Genomic DNA, 17,869 nt, shown 5'->3' with positions numbered 1-17,869 from the left:
TCAGGCAAACGCTTCCAGCACGTTGACGGCATTGATGCCCACCTCTTCGACGGCGTAGCCGCCCTCAAAGATAAACACCGTGGGCAAGCCCACCCGGGCCAGGCGCTCGCCCACACGCAGGTAGTCATCGCTCTTGAGCGTGAAGCCGGATATCGGGTCGCCCTCAAAGGTGTCCATGCCCAGCGACACGACCAGCGCCTCGGCGCCAAACTTATCTATAGCCGCCAGCGACGTGTCCAGTGCCTGCGCCCAGGTGGCGTAGTTGGTGCCACGCGGCAGCGGCAGGTTCAGGTTGGCACCCAGCCCCGCGCCCTGCCCTTTTTCGTCGGCATGGCCCAGGTAGAAGGGGTACTCGGTGCGTGGGTCGCCGTGGATGCTGGCGAAGAACACATCGGGCCGGTCGTAAAAGATGGCCTGTGTGCCGTTGCCGTGGTGGTAGTCCACATCCAGCACCGCGACCTTCTTCATGCCCGCATCGCGCAGATGCTGCGCAGCGATTGCCGCGTTGTTCAGGAAGCAGTAGCCGCCAAAAAAGTCCGCACCCGCATGGTGGCCCGGCGGGCGGCTCAGCGCAAACGAGGCACGGTCGCCGTCCAGCAGGGCTTGCGCCGCACTCAGTGCGCAATGGGCGCCAGCACGCGCCGCCACCCAGGTGCCGCTGGTGAAGGGCGAACCCGCGTCGTACGAATACAGGCCCACCTTGGCCGAAAAGTTCTCAGGCTCAATGTCGGTGCGGAAAGTGCGCGTGGGCCAGACCGAGGGCAGGATGTCCTTGTCAGCATTGGCCGCATCCAGCGCCACCCACTGGTCCCAGGCCGTGGCCAGGAAGTTCAGGTAACGCGGGCTGTGGATGGAGGTAAGCGCGCTGTCGTCAAAGGACTGCGGGTTGACCGCCGTGCCCAGCTGGCGGCGCTTCAGCTCGGCCAGCACGTGATCGGCACGCGCCGGCACTTCAAAACACGGCACCAGCGCGCCGCGGAACATTTCGACCTTGCCCTGGTGCTGGGCGTGCAGGTGGTTGTAAAAGGTTTTCATGGTTTTTCGTTTGGCCGGCGGGTGACTCGCCGCGCATCTGCCTGGCCCCAAGATTACCCGGTGTTGCACCCCTTGAAGCCAACATGCCATCTGTTTTACGTCTGCAATTTGGCGCATATTGACGCATAATGCGCCAAACAGGAGATTCTTATGGCATCCTCCCCCACCAGTTTTGCATCCGTCAAACTCCCCGCCGAACTGGTGCAACAGGCCCGCGAGGCCGCGCAGCCCATGCGCCGCTCTGTTGCGGGGCAGGTGGAGTACTGGGCCACGCTGGGCCGCATCGTTGAACACAGCGGCTTGACCGCACAAGAGGCGCAAACCGCTATTGCCGGTTACGAAATCGCCGCGCGCCGCGCACGCCCCAGCGCTGACAAACCCGCTTCGCAAGCCGACGCCCTGCTCGCCCAGTTCATGGCGGTAGAGAACGACGCCAGCCTGGCGCAGCGGGTGCGCGAGGTCGTAGCCAGCAACCGTAGCAAGGCGGGCCAACGCGTCGCCTGAGATGGCGCCCGCCGCCACGCCACGCAAGCGCCGTGGCAAAACCAAGCCCGTTTTCTACCTGCTGGCTGGCCCCAACGGCGCCGGCAAATCCACCCTGTACCGCGCGTTGGTGCTGGCGGGCACCATTGCGCCTGACATTGCATTTGTCAACGCAGACGTGTACGAAACCACCCACCTGCGGCACATCACCGAGGTCGGCGCGCGCTCGGAGCAGGCGCGCCAGTGGGCGGACACACGCCGCACCGAACTCCTGGCCGCAGGCCAGTCTTTCGTCAGCGAAACCGTGTTTTCACATGCATCCAAACTTCAGTTGATTGAGAGCGCCCAGGCGCAGGGCTTCTTCGTCATGCTGCTGGTTGTGGCTTTGGACCAGCCCGAGCGCTTGCTGGCGCGCGTGGCGCAGCGCGTCGCCGAAGGCGGCCACCCCGTGCCGGCCGACCGCATTCTGGAACGCTACCCGCGCACACTGGCCCACTTGACTGACGCCGTGCGCCTGGCCGATGCCGCGGTGCTCTACGACTCGCACGACGCAACGCCGCCCGACACGCTGACGGCAGTAGCGCTGTGCAAGGGCGACTGGACGAAGGAACTGGTACAACCGCTGCCCGCCTGGGCGCAGCAGGTACTTTGGAGCCAAACAGGGCACTAGCCCTTATGGAGTATGCGCAAGCAGCTATATTTTATATAGCAAGTCTCAAGCCTTCTGGGTGATGCGCGCACCCAGCGCCAGCAGCTTCTCGTCCAGCTTTTCGTAGCCACGCTGGATCATGTTGGCATTTTGCAGGGTGGATTTGCCGCTGGCGCACAGGGCCGCACCCAGCAGCGCCATACCGGCGCGGATATCGGGCGAAGGCAGCGTGGTGCCACGCAGCTTGCTGCGCCCGCTGATAACGACGCGGTGCGGATCACACACCACGGCAGCCGCGCCCATGGCGATGAGCTTGTCTACAAAGTACAGGCGCGACTCGAACATCTTCTCAAAGAACAGCACATTGCCCTCCACCTGCGTGGCCAGCGTGATCATGCAGCTCATCTGGTCGGTGGCGAACTGGGGCCAGGGGCCGTCGCCAATCACCGGCATGGCGCCATCAAACTCGCGCGTCACGCGCAGGCTTTGGTTGGCGGGCAGGTAGATGTGTTTGTCGTGCAATTCGATCTTCACGCCCAGCGTCTCGAACACGCGATGGCACATGCCGTAGGCGTGTTTGTCGGTGCCCTCCACCGTGATCTCGCCGCCCGTGGCTGCGGCCAGGGCCAGGTAAGACGCGGCCTCAATGTGGTCGTGGCATACGGTGTAGGTGGTGCCGCGCAGCGACTCCACGCCGTCCACGCTGAGCTGGTTGGTGCCGATGCCGGTGATCTTGGCGCCCATGGCGTTGAGCAGGTGCGCCAGGTCCTGCACATGCGGCTCGCAGGCGGCGTTGCGGATCAACGTGTGGCCACGGCTCACGGCGGCGGCCATGAGGATGTGTTCGGTGCCGGTGACCGAGGGCTCATCGAAGAACAGCTCGGCGCCCGTGAGCGCGCCGGCCACTTCAAAGTCGTAGGTGCCGTCGATGGTGACTTTGGCACCCAACTTTTGCAGACCATAAAAATGCGTGTCCAGCCGGCGGCGGCCAATCACGTCGCCGCCGGGCGGGTGCAGGCGTGCCTTGCCCGTGCGATGCAGCAAGCCCGCCACGCAGAGGATGGAGGTGCGCACCTTGTTGCACAGCACCTGGCCGATTTCGTTGGTGCGCACGCTGGCCACATGGATGCTCACGCGCTCGCCGCTGCGCTCCACCTTGCCGCCGATCTCGACGATCACGTCCAGCATGTGGCGCACATCAATGATGTCGGGCACGTTATCCAGCACCACCTCCTGGTCGGTCAGGATGCAGGCCGCAATCATGGGCAAGATGGCGTTTTTGTTGCCAGAGGCGCGGATGGTGCCCCGCAGGGGCACGCCGCCTTCTATTTCGAATGTGGACATGGAATAAGCGTGAGGTACGTTGGGTGTGTGGTTTACGCCAGGGCCTTGGCATGGTGCGCCAAATGGTCCGCCATAAAAGTCGCGATGAAGTAATAACCGTGGTCGTAACCCGCATGGCGGCGCAGGGTCAGGGGTTGGCCAGCCTTTTGGCACGCGGCTTCAAAGGCTTCGGGGAACAACTGGGTGGGCAGGAATTTGTCGGCCAGGCCTTGGTCGATCAGGATGCCTTGGGGGAACAGCGCCGTGGTGCGTGCGGCCATCAGCGCGCTGCTGTCGTGGGCAGCCCAGGTAGCAGTGTCGGCGCCCAGGTAACCGGCGAAAGCCTTGTGGCCCCAGGGGCACTGGCTGGGCGCGCAGATGGGGGCGAAGGCAGAAACTGACTTGAACAACTGCGGGTGTTTGAGCGCCAACGACAACGCGCCGTGGCCGCCCATGGAGTGGCCGAAGAGGCCCAGCCGCTGTGTGTCGACAGGCAGCGCCTGCGCCACCACGTCCAGGAGCTCGGAGGTGATGTAACTCTCCATGCGGTAGTGCTTGGCCCACGGCGCTTGCGTCGCGTCGAGGTAAAACCCGGCGCCCACGCCGAAATCCCAGCTCTCGCTGTCGCCAGGCAGGTTGGCGCCGCGCGGGCTGGTATCGGGCGCGATCAGCGCCAGCCCCAGTTCAGCCGCCAAGCGTTGCGCGCCGCCCTTGGTCATGAAGGTTTCTTCGTTGCAGGTCAGGCCCGCCAGATAGACCAGTCCGGGCACCTTGTTGGACCCGCCCTGCAGTGCCTGCGGCGGCAGGAACACCGAGAAACGCATGGGCAGGCCGATGGCGTTGGATGCGTGCTGGTAGAAGCGCTGCACGCCGCCGAAGCAGGCGTGTTCGCTGATCAGTTCAAGGGAAGAAGATGACATTAATTGCTATCAAATAAGAAGCTGCTTGCGCAATATCCACGAGTGCTAGAGCCCTATTTCATCAAAAAATGACGACGCCGCGGATGGATTCGCCGCTCTTCATCAGGTCAAAGCCCTTGTTGATGTCTTCCAGCGGCATGGTGTGGGTGATCAGGTCGTCGATGTTGATCTTGCCTTCCATGTACCAATCGACGATCTTGGGCACGTCGGTGCGGCCGCGTGCGCCGCCAAAGGCCGAGCCTTCCCATTTGCGGCCGGTGACCAACTGGAATGGACGTGTCGAGATTTCGGCGCCGGCCTCAGCCACGCCGATGATGATGCTGCGGCCCCAACCCTTGTGCGTGCACTCCAGCGCCTGGCGCATGACCTGCGTGTTGCCGATGCACTCAAAGCTGTAGTCCGCGCCGCCATCGGTCAGTTGCACGATGGCGTCGACCACGTTCGGCACTTCCTTGGGGTTGATGAAGTGCGTCATGCCGAACTTGCGCGCCATCTCCTGGCGCGCCGGGTTGATGTCCACGCCGATGATCTTGTCGGCGCCCACCATCTTGGCACCCTGGATCACGTTCAGGCCAATGCCGCCTAGGCCGAACACGACGACGTTGGCGCCGGCTTCCACCTTGGCCGTGAACAGCACCGCGCCGATGCCGGTGGTCACGCCGCAGCCGATGTAGCAGACCTTGTCGAAGGGTGCGTCCTCGCGGATCTTCGCCAGCGAGATTTCGGGTGCGACGGTGTAGTTGCTGAATGTCGACGTGCCCATGTAATGGAAGATCGGCTTGCCGTCCAGGCTGAAGCGCGATGTGGCGTCAGGCATCAGGCCCTTGCCCTGCGTGCCGCGGATCAGTTGGCACAAATTGGTCTTGCGCGAGAGGCAGAACTTGCAGGTGCGGCATTCGGGGGTGTACAGCGGAATGACATGGTCGCCCTTTTTCAGCGTGGTCACGCCCGGCCCCACGTCCACCACAATGCCCGCGCCTTCGTGGCCCAGGATGGCGGGGAAGATGCCTTCGGGGTCGGCGCCGCTCAAGGTGTAGTAGTCGGTGTGGCAGATGCCGGTGGCTTTGATTTCCACCAGCACTTCGCCAAATTTGGGGCCTTGCAGGTCCACGGTTTCGATGGTCAGGGGGGCACCGGATTTCCAGGCGACAGCGGCTTTGGTTTTCATGGGAGGGGGTGGTGGGAAAGGGAGCGGGCGGCGATTACCGCCGGGTAGACGTTGAACTGTAATGCAAGACCGAAGGCGCGTGCCTCTGGGGTCCGCCATCCACCCGCGCCCCACTCGGAAATTACATGCCAAAAAGGCCAGCGACCCTTATGAAATGTGCGCAAGCAGCTACTATTTAGATAGCAACTGGCGGCAGCATGACGGTGATCTCCAGCCCCGGCTGTGCATTGCGCACAGCAAACGTGCCGCCATGCGCCTGCGCCACCAGGCGGCACAGGTACAAGCCCAGCCCCACACCACCGCCTTCGCGCGTGCGGGCTGCGTCGGGGCGGTAGAACGGTTGACCCAGATTCGGCAACTGCGCTGCATCCACACCGGGGCCAAAGTCGCGCACCCGTATCTGCAGGCCGACTTCTGGCGTTGCCAACACCGTAACACCGGGCGGCTGCGCGGCGGACGTGCTGTGGCGCAGCGCATTGTCCAGCAGGTTGCGCAGCAGCAGGCGCACGCGGGTTGGGTCCAACGGTAACGTGGGCAGGTCGGCCGCTAGTGTTTGTGTGACCACGGGCGCGCCGGGCAGGCTGGCCACCACCTCACGCACCAGCGTGGCCATGTCCAGCGGCTCGCGGTGCAGCGCTGCGTGCGGGCTGGTCAGACGTTCACTCTCCAGCAGGTCGGTGACCAAGTCGCGCATGAGGGCCAGATCGCGCAGCAAGGCCGCGCGGTTGGCTTGTATTTCTTCGTTCTCGGGCAACAGCTCGGTGTTGAGGCGCGCGCGGGTCAGCGGGCTGCGCAGCTCGTGGCTGATGGCCAGCAAGAGTGTGCGTTTGGCCTCCAGCATCTGGTGGATATCGCCGCCCATGGTGTTGATGGTGGCGGCCAGTTCGCCCAACTCATCCGGGCGATGGGCGTGCCGCACCGGGATGGGCTGCGCAAAATCGCCGGTGCCAAAACGCTGGGCCCCGGCGCGGATGTCGTCCAGCGGGCGCAGCATGCGGCGTACGCGGGTGTAGGCGATCCAGGTGAGCAGCAGCAGCGCAGTCAGTGTGGCCCAACCGACGATACGCGGCCGATCGTGCCAGGCCTGCACGCTGATGCCGAAACGGATGCGGTGCCCGTCTGCCGTGGTGCGCTCGTAAAAGCGCGGTTCGTCGGCAGGCCGATAGCGGTCGTCCGTCCAACCGCGTTCATCCACCTGCTCCTGCGGGTGGCTGCGCCAGTTGACCTGCGGACCACTGATACGGATGGACAAGGGCAGACGCTGCACCAGGGCCTGCGCGCGTTCCACGCTGGGCGGGCTGCCGATCTCGGCTGTCAACTTGTCGGTGTAGTCCAGCAACAGCGGCTTGGCCGCGTCGCGCCAGCCTATGCCCAGCGCGTACTGCATACCAAACAAAAAAGTGCCGGCCATGGTGAGTGCCAGCAACAGGAACAGCGCAACCAGCCGCACGCGCAGTGAGTGGGCCAGTGCATGACGGGCCCGCTTATGCCAGCGCTGCCGCCGCTTGAAACGCGCCATGCTCATGGTGTAACCGGCGCCACTGCCAGCGTGTAGCCCGCGTTGCGCAGGGTTTTGATGCAGTCCAGCGGCTCCAGCTTTTTGCGCAAGCGGCTGACCACAATGTCCACAGCCCGGGTGTACAGCTCGGCCTCATGGCCGCGCAACTGGTTGAGGATGTCGTCGCGGCTAAACACCTTGCCGGGCTCGCGCGCCAGCAGGTGCAACAAATCGAATTCGGTGCTGGTCAGCTCCAGCGCTTCGCCCTGTCGCTGCACGGTGCGCGTGGCGGCGTCGAGCACCAGGCCGTCAAATACCAAACGCCCCCCTGTGCCCGCCACCGGTGTCACCACACGGCGGCGCAGCACGGTCTGCACGCGGGCCACGAGTTCGCGCGGCTCAAAAGGCTTGGGCACATAGTCATCGGCGCCCAGCTCCAAGCCCACCACGCGGTCCATCACCTCGCCACGCGCGGTGAGCATGAGGATGGGAATGTCACTGGTCTTGCGGATAACGCGGCACAGCGCAAAGCCATCCATCTCGGGCAGCATCACATCGAGGATCGCTGCGTCCACACCACCCTGCGCCAGGCGCGCCAGCCCATTGCTGGGCGTGAGCGCGCATTCGAGCGCCATGTCAAAGCGCGCAAAGTAGGCCGCCAAAGGTGGGCCCAGTTCAGCGTCATCGTCGATCAGCAGGATGCGGTGCATGCAGTTTTATGAAATAGCCTGGGCATTGTCCCACCGGCTGTGGTGGCGCAGGATGAGCTGACGCAGGCGTTGTTGTTCACCCGCGGGCAGGCCGTCAAACTGCAGGGCCACCTGCTCCACCGTCTGGATGACCGCGGGCATGGCCTGGGGCAACGTGGCCAACAGCGCCCGCGCATGTTCCCGGTCGAAGCGCGGGCCCCACACCAGGGCCAGCAGCTCGGCATGGGGCTCGTCGGACGCGGCCAGCAGCGCCCGGCCATGGGTGCGCACGGGCTCCAGCAATGCGTTCAGTGTGGCGCTGGCCATGGTGGGTCAGCCGCGGCGGAACCAGTGACCGCGACCATCCGTGTAGTCACGCACCTTTTGCTGCTGGGCCGGGTTCAGGCTGTTGTAGAAGTCGGCCAGGGCGGCAATCACTTCAGGGCTCTTGGTTTGCAAGGCAGTGGTTTTGTCAGTGATCAGCGCCTGGGCGCGTGCGGCGTCAAACTTGTCACCCGCCACCAGCGCCTTCATCTCGGCGCGCGGGTCTTTGGTCTGGCCGATCAGCGCAGTGCGTTGTTCGTATAGCTTGTCACCCAGCGTGGCCAAGCGCTTCTTCTGGTCTTCGGTGAGGTCCAGCTTGCTGGCAGCCTTGTCGACCATCTTGTCGCGCTTTTGCGTGTACTGCTCAGCGCTCAGGTTGGCGCCAAATTCACGGTCACGGTGGCCGCAGGCACTAAGGCCACCTACCAGAATGGCTGCGCCGGCCAGGCCAAACATGGTGCGTTTGAAATTGCGTTTGAAAAAGTGTTTCATGGAGGTCTTTCTAATCCCGAAGGATGGGTTGAACATGACCGCCATGGTGCCGCGCCGCGCCTGATACCGGGTGTCAGGGCGGTTGCGGTTTGTTTCGTTTTATTTCAACCCGGCGTTCAAAGCCTGCGGATGGTCAGCTTGCGCCACACCAGCCGGTAGTACGCCGTCTGCATGCCCAGCATCACGAGGAAGGCGACCGGGTAAGCCACCCAGATGCCATTCAGCCCATAGTGCGCGCTGAGCAGCCAGGCCACGGGCACTTCCACACAGCCAATCGCAAACATGCTGATCGCGGTGGGCCACAGCACCACACCACTGGCACGCATCAGACCCGACAGCACCATGGACATGCCCATGATCACGCTGCTCCACAGCATGATGTGCAGAAGGGTTTGCGCCAGTTCCACCACGGCCGGGTCGGTGATGAACAGGCCCAGCATGGCGCGTGAGAACGCGTAGCCCAGCAGCACCAGCGAGCCGGTCAGCACAAGGTTCATGTAAATGCCGGTGCGCACAATGGCGCCCAGCATATGGGTGCGCCCGCCCCCGATGGCCTGCGCACCAAGGATGGACGCGGTGATGGCAATCGAGATGGCCGGGAACTGCACGTAGTTCACGATCTGGTTCACCGCACCATAGGCCGCCGTAGCCTGCGAGCCATACCGATTCACCAGGAACAGCACCGCGATTTCGGCCAGGGAAATGGTGATCATGGACAAACCCGTTGGCAGACCAATACGCAACACCTTGGCCAGGATGGCGCGGTCCACCCGAAGATGCTGCTTGAACGCCGCATTGGGTGCCATGGGATGGTTCACCCGCAGCATGTGCCAGGCCGTCCAGGCAATGGCGGCCAGAAAGGACACGACAGACGCCCAGGCACCACTGGCCACACCGAGGCGTGGCAGGCCGAACCAGCCCTGGATCAGTGCGGGCGTCACCGCCAGCCCGACCACGGTGGCGATGATCAGCGTCTTGAGCGGCGTCTTGGTATCACCCACGCCGCGCATCATGGAAGTGATGAGCAGGAAGAAAAAGATGCCGGGCGCCGCCATCATGCTGATGCGCGCATACGCCACGGCGTCGGGCAGGATGTCGGCCGGTGTGCCCAACGCACGCAACAGGCCTTCGGTGAACGCACCGCCAAATACGGCCACCACCAGTCCGGCGTACAGGCCCACCATCAGCGTGGTGCCGGTGATGGCGCGCACGCGTTCAAACTCTTTGGCGCCCCAGGCCTGGCCAATCAGCACCGAGGCCCCGGCCCCCAGACCGATCATGAAAGCGATCAGGAAAAACAGCACAGGAAAGAAGGCCGACACGGCCGCCATGGCGCCCACACCCAACATCTGCCCCAGATAGATGTTGTTCACCGTGCCGGAGAGTCCCTGCAGGATGTTGCTGATGATCATGGGCACCAGAAAGGCCAGGTAGCCTTTCCACAAAGGCGGTGCCTGCACGGGTGTTGGGGTTGTTGTGTTCATTGTTTTCCCTCTTTTTGTTTACGCCGCAAAGGCGTCTTTGAATATCTTTTTCAGGTGGACCTGCACATCGGCGGGCCAGCCGGCAATCTGTGCTTCAAACCCTGCCTGGTCGCCCGCAAACAGCGCGCGGCTGGCGTCTTCAAAATGGGCCTCGTGCCCGGCCATGGTCGACATGAATTTGTAGCCCGCGGCTGCCGCGTTGCGGACCCGGTCTTTGACTTCGGACGACAGCCGCGCCACTTCCACCAGCTTGCGCAGTGCCACCGAAGCACCGCCCGGCTGGCTGGCCAGCCATTCCCAGTGGCGGGGTAACAGGGTCACCTCGCGGGCCGAGACACCCAACTTGGGGCGGCCTGGGCCACGCGGTACTTCGACCGCTTCTGCCTCCGCTCGGGGCTCGGGTGTGGCGCTGCGCATGGCATGGTCCTGCGCGTCCAGCCGCGTCACAAAGTCGGCCAGCGTGCCGCGCCAGTCCAGCTCGATCACCTCGCTGGTCGCGTCGTCAAAGATCAGCACCGGCGGCGGGCTGATGCTGCTGGCCCAGCGGTCCACCACGGGTTTGGTGGCCAGGGCCACGTCCTTCAATGTCCCGCTGCTTATGCAGCGGCTGCCTTCAAACGCTGTGCAAGCGGTGTCTAACCACGCCATAAATTCACCCGGATAAAAATAATGAGCGAATTATATCCGGGTAATATTTAAAAACGCAAGCCCAGCGTAAAAGCGGGTCAGCGTGCCAACACAGCCTCCAGCGCTTTGCCGGTGTGTGTGCCCAGGCGCACCACCTCTTCGGGCGTCGTGGCAGCCACCACACGGCCGCCGCCGTTGCCACCTTCGGGGCCCAAATCCAGCACCCAGTCGGCTTCAGCGATCACATCGAGGTCATGCTCAATGACGACCACGCTGTGGCCCGCGTTGACCAGGCGGTGCAGCACATGGATGAGTTTTTCCACATCGGCCATGTGCAGGCCCACGGTCGGCTCGTCCAGCACATACAGCGTGTGCGGCGCCTTCTGGCCGCGCTTGCCAATGTCGTCGCGCACCTTGGAGAGCTCGGTCACCAGCTTGATACGCTGCGCCTCGCCACCGGACAACGTCGGTGACGGCTGGCCCAGCGTGAGGTAGCCCAGGCCCACATCCTTGAGGAGTTGCAGCGGGTGCGCGATGACGGGCATGGCAGCGAAGAAGTCGACCGCCTCGTCGACTTCCATTTGCAGCACATCACCAATGTTCTTACCGCGCCAGGTGACGGCCTGCGTCTCGGGGTTGAAGCGGGCGCCCTTGCAGGTTTCACACAGCACCTTCACATCCGGCAAGAAGCTCATGCCAATGGTGCGAATGCCCTGTCCTTCGCAACCCGGGCAGCGGCCTTCACCGGTGTTGAAGCTGAAACGGTTAGCCGCGTAACCACGCGCCTTGGCTTCCAGTGTGTCGGCAAAGAGTTTGCGGATGGTGTCCCAGAAACCGATGTAGGTCGCGGGGCAGGAGCGTGGAGTTTTGCCGATGGGCGTCTGGTCCACTTCCAGCACGCGGTCTACCGTCTCAAAACCGCTTACACCCTCGCAGCCCATCCACTGGATTTTTTCGCCCGCATCCAAGGCATCGCGACCAGCCTTGGTGCTGCGTTTTTGCACGGCGGTTTGCACGTTGGCCAACAATACGTCGCGCGCCAATGTGGACTTGCCCGAACCGGAAACACCGGTGATGGCCACCAAGCGTTTGAGTGGCACATGGGCTGTGACGTTTTGCAAGTTATGCAGGTTGGCGCCTGTGACGGTCAGCCAGTCGATCTTTTCTGCCACTGCAGCGGGAAGCTCGGCAGACACAGAAGTCTTGGACAACGAGCGGTCGGCCAGCGCCGCATATTCAGCAGCAATACGTGCCTGGTCAACAAGTTCCGCGTTGGCTGCCGCACTCATGGCCGCATTGGCGGCAACTACCGCAGCCTTGGCGGCTTTTCCGGTGAGCTTCTTCACGGGCTTGGCTACGCCAACGGGGGTGGAGCCGGCCTCTGCTGCGCTGCGCGCAGAAGAGGCGTCAAACGACTCTGCCCATCGGCGCACTGCCAAGGGGTGCTTCATCGCATGCAACAGGTAACGCCCGGTCTGCGAATCGGCAGCGTTCTGCACATCTGCAACTGAGCCCTGCGCCACCAGCCGTCCACCGCGTTTGCCCGCGCTAGGCCCAATGTCAATGATGTGGTCCGCATGGCGAATCGTGTCTTCGTCGTGCTCCACCACGACCAGCGTATTGCCCTTGTCACTCAAAGACTGCAAAGCGCCCAACAGAATCTTGTTGTCGCGCGCATGCAGGCCAATCGTAGGCTCGTCCAGCACGTAACACACGCCTTGCAGATTGCTACCGAGTTGTGCGGCCAGACGGATACGCTGCGCCTCGCCACCGGACAGCGTGGGTGCGCCCCGGTCCAGCGTGAGGTAGCCCAGCCCCACTTCTTCCAGAAACTCCAGGCGACTCCTGATCTCGGGAATCAAATCGCGGGCGATATCGTTTTCCCGTTGGCTCAACCGGCCCAGGGCTTGCAAAGTTTCAACCCATTTGCGAATGTCAGTCACACTCAGGCGAGCTAACGTCGTGATGGCAATGCCATCCACTGCGGCGGTTGCATCCACGTCTACGGTGGCTTCACTCGCCAGCTGAAAACCGAAACGCACCGCGCGCGCTGTTGCGTTCAGCCGCGTGCCCTGGCACGTGGGGCATGTTGCGTCATGCAGGTCTTCGATGTCGGCCTCCGCAAACGTCTGCTCGCGGCCCTTGTTGTCATCGTCCTTCACCGAATCGTCAAACACCTTGCGCTGGTCTTTGGTCAACGCGACACCGGTGCCTACGCAGTCCGGGCACCAACCGTGTTTGCTGTTGTACGAGAACAGGCGCGGGTCTAGCTCGGCATAGGACGTCGAGCAGATCGGGCAGGCACGTTTGGTGGAGAACACCTGCACATTGCCAATACCCGCCGCCGGGTTGCCCGCCAGCATGGCTTCGCGCAAACCGTCCATGCCCGAGAGCACATGCACTACGCCCTTGCCATGCGTCAGTGCTTGCGCCAGCGCATTGCGCAGCTCGGCCTCACGCGCCGGGCTGACATCCAGGCTCGCTACGGGCAGCTCGATGTTGTGCTCCTTGAACCGATCAATGCGCGGAAAGCCCGTGGTTGGCAGGAAGTTGCCATCCACGCGCAAGTGCGTGAAGCCACGCGGTCGCGCCCAGTCCGCCAGCTCGGTGTACACGCCCTTGCGACCCGACACCAGCGGCGCGAGCAAACCGATGTGCTGCCCGCGATAGGTCTTGAGCAACTGCGCTGCAATGCTGTCCGCCGTCTGCGGCGCCACCGCCGCGCCGTCGTTCACACAATGCTGCGTACCGAGCTTGACGTAGAGCAGCCGCAAGAAATGCCACACCTCAGTCGTCGTGCCTACGGTGGACTTGCGCCCGCCGCGCGACAGGCGCTGTTCGATCGCGACGGTAGGCGGAATGCCATACACCGCATCCACCTCGGGCCGCCCTGCCGGTTGGACGATGGAGCGTGCATACGCGTTGAGCGATTCCAGATAACGCCGCTGTCCTTCATTAAACAGAATGTCAAAAGCCAGAGTCGATTTTCCAGAACCAGACACACCCGTCACCACACTGAACTTGCCCCGTGGAATGTCCACTGACAAGGACTTCAAGTTGTGCTCCTTCGCATTCACGATGCGAATGGAGTTGGAAGCGTCACCCACACCACCGCCCGCTGCGGATGGGCTTGCGCCGGGCAACGATTTCGGCTTGCCATATGAGGCGCCCGGCGTAAGTCCGTCCGCAGCAGCGAGCGCAAGGTATTTCGCAGAAGGCTCGGAAACCTCATGCACTACCCCCATAGCCGCCGCATAGTCGCGCAGTGCCTGCCCGGTATGCGACGTCGCATGCAACATCACATCTTCCGGCGTCCCGAAAGCCACCACCTCACCGCCCGCATCACCGCCTTCGGGCCCGAGGTCAATCAACCAGTCTGAAGCACGAATCACATCCAGGTTGTGTTCAATCACCACCAGCGAATGCCCCGCGTCCAGCAGCTTGCGCAACGCGCGCATCAGCTTGGCAATGTCATCAAAGTGCAAGCCGGTAGTCGGCTCGTCCAGCATAAACAGCGAACCGCGCTTCGCCAGGAACTGGGCACTTGCGCTCTTGCCCTTGGCCGCCTCGGCCAGAAAGCCTGCGAGCTTGAGGCGCTGCGCCTCGCCGCCTGATAGCGTGGGCACTGGTTGGCCCAGCTTCACATACTCCAGCCCCACATCGACGATGGGCTGCAACACGCGGATCACATCACGATCAGCGCTGAACAAATCAGCTGCTTCGCTGACCGTCAAATCCAGCACATCAGCCACATTGACGTTGCGACCCTTGCGTTCAATCGTGACTTCCAGAATCTCGGGCCGGTATCGTTTGCCGTCGCAATCCGCGCAACGCAGATACACGTCGCTCAAAAACTGCATCTCCACATGCTCAAAGCCCGAGCCGCCGCACAGCGCGCAACGGCCATCGCCGCTGTTGAAACTGAACTTGCTGGCTGTGTAACTGCGTTCACGCGCCAATGCGGCGCCGGCAAACAGCTCGCGGATCGCGTCCCACGCACCCACATAACTGACCGGGTTGGAGCGCGCCGTCTTGCCAATCGGCGACTGGTCGACAAACACCACTTCGCTGATCTGTTCCGCACCCAGCAGGCGTGCGTGTGCACCGGGCGTCTCTGTTGCTTTGCCAAAGTGGCGCAACAGCGCGGGGGCCAGCACATCCTGAATCAAGGTGGACTTGCCAGAGCCGGACACGCCGGTCACGCACACCAGGCGCTGCAGCGGAATCTCTACCGTCACGTTTTTCAGGTTGTGTTCGGTCGCACCTTCCAGCACCAGCCGCGGCGTATTGGCGGCGACCATGCGCTTGAAGCCCATACCGACCTGCTTGCGCCCACCGAGGTAAGCACCCGTCATGGTGTCGGAAGTTTTGAGATCGTCCGTCGTGCCGTCAAACACGATCTGCCCACCCTTTTCGCCAGGTCCCGGCCCCATATCGATCATGCGGTCCGCCGCCAGCATCACGGCCGGGTCATGCTCCACGACAACCAGTGTATTGCCCGCATCGCGCAGGCGTTGCATCGCCACAATGATGCGGTGCATATCGCGTGGGTGCAGACCGATGCTGGGTTCGTCCAGCACAAACAGGGTGTTGACCAGCGAAGTGCCCAGCGCGGTCGTCAGGTTGATGCGTTGCACTTCGCCGCCGCTCAGCGTGCGGCTCTGGCGGTCCAGCGTCAGGTAGCCAATACCGACGTCGCACAGGTACTTCAGACGCGTGCAAACTTCTTCGAACAGCAGCTTGAGGGTTTTGGCATCTGCCTCCGAGCCTTCGGATACGTTCAGCCCCACTTGTAGCGAATCGAAGAAACGCCGCAGTTTGTCGAGAGGCATCAGCATCATGTCGTGCAGACACAGGCCCGGCAGAGCCTCCAGTTGCTCGCGCGTCCACTGCACGCCTTGCGGCATGAAACGTTTGGAAGGCGCGAGCACTGCATCAGCTTGCTCCTTAGTACCAATGCGCCACAACAAGCTCTCGGTCTTCAATCGCGCGCCGCCGCAGGTGCCACACGGCGTGTAGCTGCGGTACTTGGACAGCAGCACACGAATGTGCATCTTGTAGGCCTTGGACTCCAGGTACTCAAAGAAACGATCCACGCCAAACCAGTGCTGGTTCCATTTGCCGTTCCAGTTGGGCGAGCCCTTGTAGACCCAATTCTTCTGTTCCTCGGTCAGCTTGTACCAGGGTGTGTCGCGCGGAATACCTGCTGCCTCGGCGTGGCGCATCAGGTCGTCCTGGCACTCCTGCCATGCGGGCGTCTGCATCGGCTTCACAGCACCCGCACGCAGCGTGAGCTTGTCGTTGGGGATGACCAGGCCGTAGTCCACGCCGACCACACGGCCAAAGCCGCGGCAGGCTTCGCAGGCGCCGACTGCGGAGTTGAACGAGAACATCGACGCGATGGGATCGGTGTAGCGCAGATCGCTTTGCGGGCAGTGCAGGCCGGTGGAGAAACGCCACAGCGCGCCCCCCGTTCGCGTTGAGCTTGTCGAAACGCTGCCTTCGACAGGCTCAGGCCGAACGGGTTCGTTCGTCGCGTCAGGCATCACATAAACATTGAGGCGACCGCTGCCGCGCTTCAGGGCCAACTCAATCGCGTCGAGCACGCGGGCCTTTTCCGCACCGGCGATGCGAAAGCGGTCGGCGACCACATCCAGCACCTTGCGAGTCGAGGCCGCAGCTTTGGTGGCCGCGTCCGCTTTCGCTTTGGTTTTCTTTGCCGCAGCTTTGCCTGCGTCGGGCGGCGCATCGGAAGCCACCTCGACTTCGCGTTCGGCGTGGATGCGGGTGAAGCCACTGGCGCTGAGCCATTGGGTGACCTCTTCGGCAGACGTGTCGGCAGGCAACTCCACCGGAAACGTCAATATCACGCGGGGATCGTTCTCAGCCGCAGCCCTGCGCACCAGCTCCGTATAAATCGTCTCGGGCGTGTCGTGTTGCACTGGCAATGCGGTTTGCTTGTCAAACAGGCTGCCAGCGCGCGAGAACAGCAGTTTCAAATGGTCGTTGAGCTCCGTCATCGTGCCCACGGTGGAGCGGCTGGAACGGACCGGGTTGGTCTGGTCGATGGCAATCGCGGGTGGTACGCCCTCCACCTTGTCGACCGCCGGTTTGTCCATGCGGTCCAGAAACTGGCGCGCATAGGCTGAGAAGGTTTCCACGTAGCGCCGCTGGCCTTCGGCGTATAGCGTGTCGAACACCAGACTGGACTTGCCCGAGCCGCTGGGACCGGTCACCACTGTCAGTTCGCCGGTGCGAATGTCCAGGTCAAGGTTCTTGAGATTGTGCTGACGCGCCCCGCGAATGCGGATGGTGCCCTGGGACATAAGTTGATGCTCTCTGTGAGGGGGAGAGACATTCTAGGCACTCCACAATGACCACGTCTGTGTGCAAGGGCAATTTTGCATTGTGTCGCCCCAAGCTTTACGCAGGGCACCGGAGCGTAGGGGTTAGCCCTTCAGCGCGCGTTCCAATTCCCGGCAGGCTTTGCTGCCCAAGGCGTCCTGGATCTTGGGGAACAGGATGAGCAGGTCGTCGTACCCGGCGGCAGACTCGACCGACAAATTCAGCATGAAACCGCGCAACCCCATGCTGGCGGTGAGCTGGGTTGCCAGGGGCTTGGCATCAAAGTAACGTTCCTGGGGCGTACGGTTGCTGGGTGGTTCGTCTGCGATCACAGGCGCCAGCGCGCCGGGCTGGGTGGCGGCCACCGGTTCAGCGAGCACACTCAAAAAGCCCTGCTCCACCAAATGGTCCAGATCGACTTGGGTAACGCCCAGGCCGGATGTGGCGGCAAGCACCTGGTCTACTGTTTTTGTACCGTCCACCAAAATGAAGGCGGACCGTTGCCGGGCCGAAAAAAGCGGCGAACGCGCCTTGAACGCCTGCTGGCCTGCCTCCGTTTTTATGAATTTCATGCGGACATTCTAGGGCCCCTCAGTGCCCATGCCTATCGCGTTTACCAGCATTTGCAGGGCACCTGTGGCCCGTATGTCACTGTTTGGGTGCGCTGGCGGCGACTGCGGGGGCGTGGGAGGTATCGATCCCGTGTTTTTCACCACCCATATCAATCTCGCCGCCACGACTCAGGATGTACAAGCCTAGCGCCGCGAAGGCGATAAAACCAACTGCAATTTTCCACATACCATTTCTTTCAATAAAAAGGCCCCCACAAGGA

The 17,869-nt window shown here is 62.8% G+C and carries 15 protein-coding genes; 2 read left to right on the top strand and 13 right to left on the bottom strand.

Annotation, left to right across the window (positions count from 1 at the left end):
• A complete protein-coding gene (locus RS694_RS03425) occupies positions 1-1,035 on the bottom strand; it encodes a histone deacetylase family protein (RefSeq protein ID WP_029706229.1) in 1,035 nt (344 codons plus the stop codon).
• A 150-nt stretch (positions 1,036-1,185) separates the two neighbouring features.
• Here RS694_RS03425 and RS694_RS03420 point away from each other — a divergent pair, with 150 nt between their 5' ends.
• Positions 1,186-1,539 (top strand): TA system antitoxin ParD family protein, encoded by a 354-nt coding sequence (locus tag RS694_RS03420; RefSeq protein ID WP_029706228.1) that lies wholly within the window; start codon positions 1,186-1,188, stop codon positions 1,537-1,539.
• Position 1,540: 1 nt separating this feature from the next.
• Positions 1,541-2,188 (top strand): ATPase, encoded by a 648-nt coding sequence (locus RS694_RS03415; protein WP_051391714.1) that lies wholly within the window; start codon positions 1,541-1,543, stop codon positions 2,186-2,188.
• A 45-nt stretch (positions 2,189-2,233) separates the two neighbouring features.
• Here the strand turns inward: RS694_RS03415 and murA are convergent, their stop codons facing one another.
• From murA to RS694_RS20580, 12 genes are all read right to left on the bottom strand, one after another.
• Complete coding sequence (gene murA / locus RS694_RS03410) at positions 2,234-3,511, bottom strand: UDP-N-acetylglucosamine 1-carboxyvinyltransferase (protein WP_029706226.1); 1,278 nt, start codon at positions 3,509-3,511, stop codon at positions 2,234-2,236.
• Between the two features lie 32 nt (positions 3,512-3,543).
• Positions 3,544-4,410 (bottom strand): S-formylglutathione hydrolase, encoded by an 867-nt coding sequence (gene fghA / locus RS694_RS03405; RefSeq protein WP_029706225.1) that lies wholly within the window; start codon positions 4,408-4,410, stop codon positions 3,544-3,546.
• Positions 4,411-4,471: 61 nt separating this feature from the next.
• Positions 4,472-5,578, bottom strand: coding sequence for an S-(hydroxymethyl)glutathione dehydrogenase/class III alcohol dehydrogenase (locus RS694_RS03400; protein WP_029706224.1), 1,107 nt, complete (start codon positions 5,576-5,578; stop codon positions 4,472-4,474).
• Positions 5,579-5,753: 175 nt separating this feature from the next.
• Positions 5,754-7,103: a HAMP domain-containing sensor histidine kinase gene (locus RS694_RS03395; RefSeq protein WP_029706223.1), complete on the bottom strand. Its 1,350-nt coding sequence runs from the start codon at positions 7,101-7,103 to the stop codon at positions 5,754-5,756.
• Positions 7,100-7,786: a response regulator transcription factor gene (locus RS694_RS03390; RefSeq protein ID WP_029706222.1), complete on the bottom strand. Its 687-nt coding sequence runs from the start codon at positions 7,784-7,786 to the stop codon at positions 7,100-7,102. Before RS694_RS03390 ends, RS694_RS03395 begins: the two co-directional genes overlap by 4 nt.
• A 6-nt stretch (positions 7,787-7,792) precedes the next feature.
• Complete coding sequence (locus RS694_RS03385) at positions 7,793-8,092, bottom strand: hypothetical protein (protein WP_029706221.1); 300 nt, start codon at positions 8,090-8,092, stop codon at positions 7,793-7,795.
• Positions 8,093-8,098: 6 nt separating this feature from the next.
• The gene (locus RS694_RS03380) at positions 8,099-8,581 is read right to left on the bottom strand and encodes a Spy/CpxP family protein refolding chaperone (protein WP_029706220.1); all 483 of its coding nucleotides are present in this window, start codon (positions 8,579-8,581) and stop codon (positions 8,099-8,101) included.
• A gap of 116 nt (positions 8,582-8,697) precedes the next feature.
• On the bottom strand, positions 8,698-10,065 hold the full coding sequence (locus RS694_RS03375; protein WP_029706219.1) for an MATE family efflux transporter: 1,368 nt from the start codon (positions 10,063-10,065) through the stop codon (positions 8,698-8,700).
• Positions 10,066-10,083: 18 nt separating this feature from the next.
• On the bottom strand, positions 10,084-10,713 hold the full coding sequence (locus tag RS694_RS03370; RefSeq protein ID WP_029706218.1) for a DUF2239 family protein: 630 nt from the start codon (positions 10,711-10,713) through the stop codon (positions 10,084-10,086).
• 77 nt (positions 10,714-10,790) lie between these two features.
• Entirely contained in the window at positions 10,791-17,018 is a 6,228-nt protein-coding gene (gene uvrA / locus RS694_RS03365; protein WP_029706216.1) for an excinuclease ABC subunit UvrA, read from the bottom strand.
• A gap of 123 nt (positions 17,019-17,141) precedes the next feature.
• Positions 17,142-17,609: a hypothetical protein gene (locus RS694_RS03360; protein ID WP_029706215.1), complete on the bottom strand. Its 468-nt coding sequence runs from the start codon at positions 17,607-17,609 to the stop codon at positions 17,142-17,144.
• Positions 17,610-17,685: 76 nt separating this feature from the next.
• On the bottom strand, positions 17,686-17,835 hold the full coding sequence (locus tag RS694_RS20580) for a hypothetical protein (RefSeq protein ID WP_169731123.1): 150 nt from the start codon (positions 17,833-17,835) through the stop codon (positions 17,686-17,688).
• Between the last annotated feature and the right edge of the window lie 34 nt (positions 17,836-17,869).

This window comes from Rhodoferax saidenbachensis, assembly GCF_001955715.1.
Lineage (GTDB): Bacteria > Pseudomonadota > Gammaproteobacteria > Burkholderiales > Burkholderiaceae_C > Allorhodoferax > Allorhodoferax saidenbachensis.
This window is presented reverse-complemented; position numbering and strand designations above follow the sequence as displayed.

Coding starts and splice junctions, on each gene's coding strand:
- RS694_RS03415 (WP_051391714.1), top strand. CDS start 1,541: ATGGCGCCCGCCGCCACGCCACGCAAGCGCCGTGGCAAAACCAAGCCC.
- RS694_RS03420 (WP_029706228.1), top strand. CDS start 1,186: ATGGCATCCTCCCCCACCAGTTTTGCATCCGTCAAACTCCCCGCCGAA.
- uvrA (WP_029706216.1), bottom strand. CDS start 17,018: ATGTCCCAGGGCACCATCCGCATTCGCGGGGCGCGTCAGCACAATCTC.
- murA (WP_029706226.1), bottom strand. CDS start 3,511: ATGTCCACATTCGAAATAGAAGGCGGCGTGCCCCTGCGGGGCACCATC.
- RS694_RS03395 (WP_029706223.1), bottom strand. CDS start 7,103: ATGAGCATGGCGCGTTTCAAGCGGCGGCAGCGCTGGCATAAGCGGGCC.
- fghA (WP_029706225.1), bottom strand. CDS start 4,410: ATGTCATCTTCTTCCCTTGAACTGATCAGCGAACACGCCTGCTTCGGC.
- RS694_RS03390 (WP_029706222.1), bottom strand. CDS start 7,786: ATGCACCGCATCCTGCTGATCGACGATGACGCTGAACTGGGCCCACCT.
- RS694_RS03370 (WP_029706218.1), bottom strand. CDS start 10,713: ATGGCGTGGTTAGACACCGCTTGCACAGCGTTTGAAGGCAGCCGCTGC.
- RS694_RS20580 (WP_169731123.1), bottom strand. CDS start 17,835: ATGTGGAAAATTGCAGTTGGTTTTATCGCCTTCGCGGCGCTAGGCTTG.
- RS694_RS03385 (WP_029706221.1), bottom strand. CDS start 8,092: ATGGCCAGCGCCACACTGAACGCATTGCTGGAGCCCGTGCGCACCCAT.
- RS694_RS03375 (WP_029706219.1), bottom strand. CDS start 10,065: ATGAACACAACAACCCCAACACCCGTGCAGGCACCGCCTTTGTGGAAA.
- RS694_RS03380 (WP_029706220.1), bottom strand. CDS start 8,581: ATGAAACACTTTTTCAAACGCAATTTCAAACGCACCATGTTTGGCCTG.
- RS694_RS03360 (WP_029706215.1), bottom strand. CDS start 17,609: ATGAAATTCATAAAAACGGAGGCAGGCCAGCAGGCGTTCAAGGCGCGT.
- RS694_RS03400 (WP_029706224.1), bottom strand. CDS start 5,578: ATGAAAACCAAAGCCGCTGTCGCCTGGAAATCCGGTGCCCCCCTGACC.
- RS694_RS03425 (WP_029706229.1), bottom strand. CDS start 1,035: ATGAAAACCTTTTACAACCACCTGCACGCCCAGCACCAGGGCAAGGTC.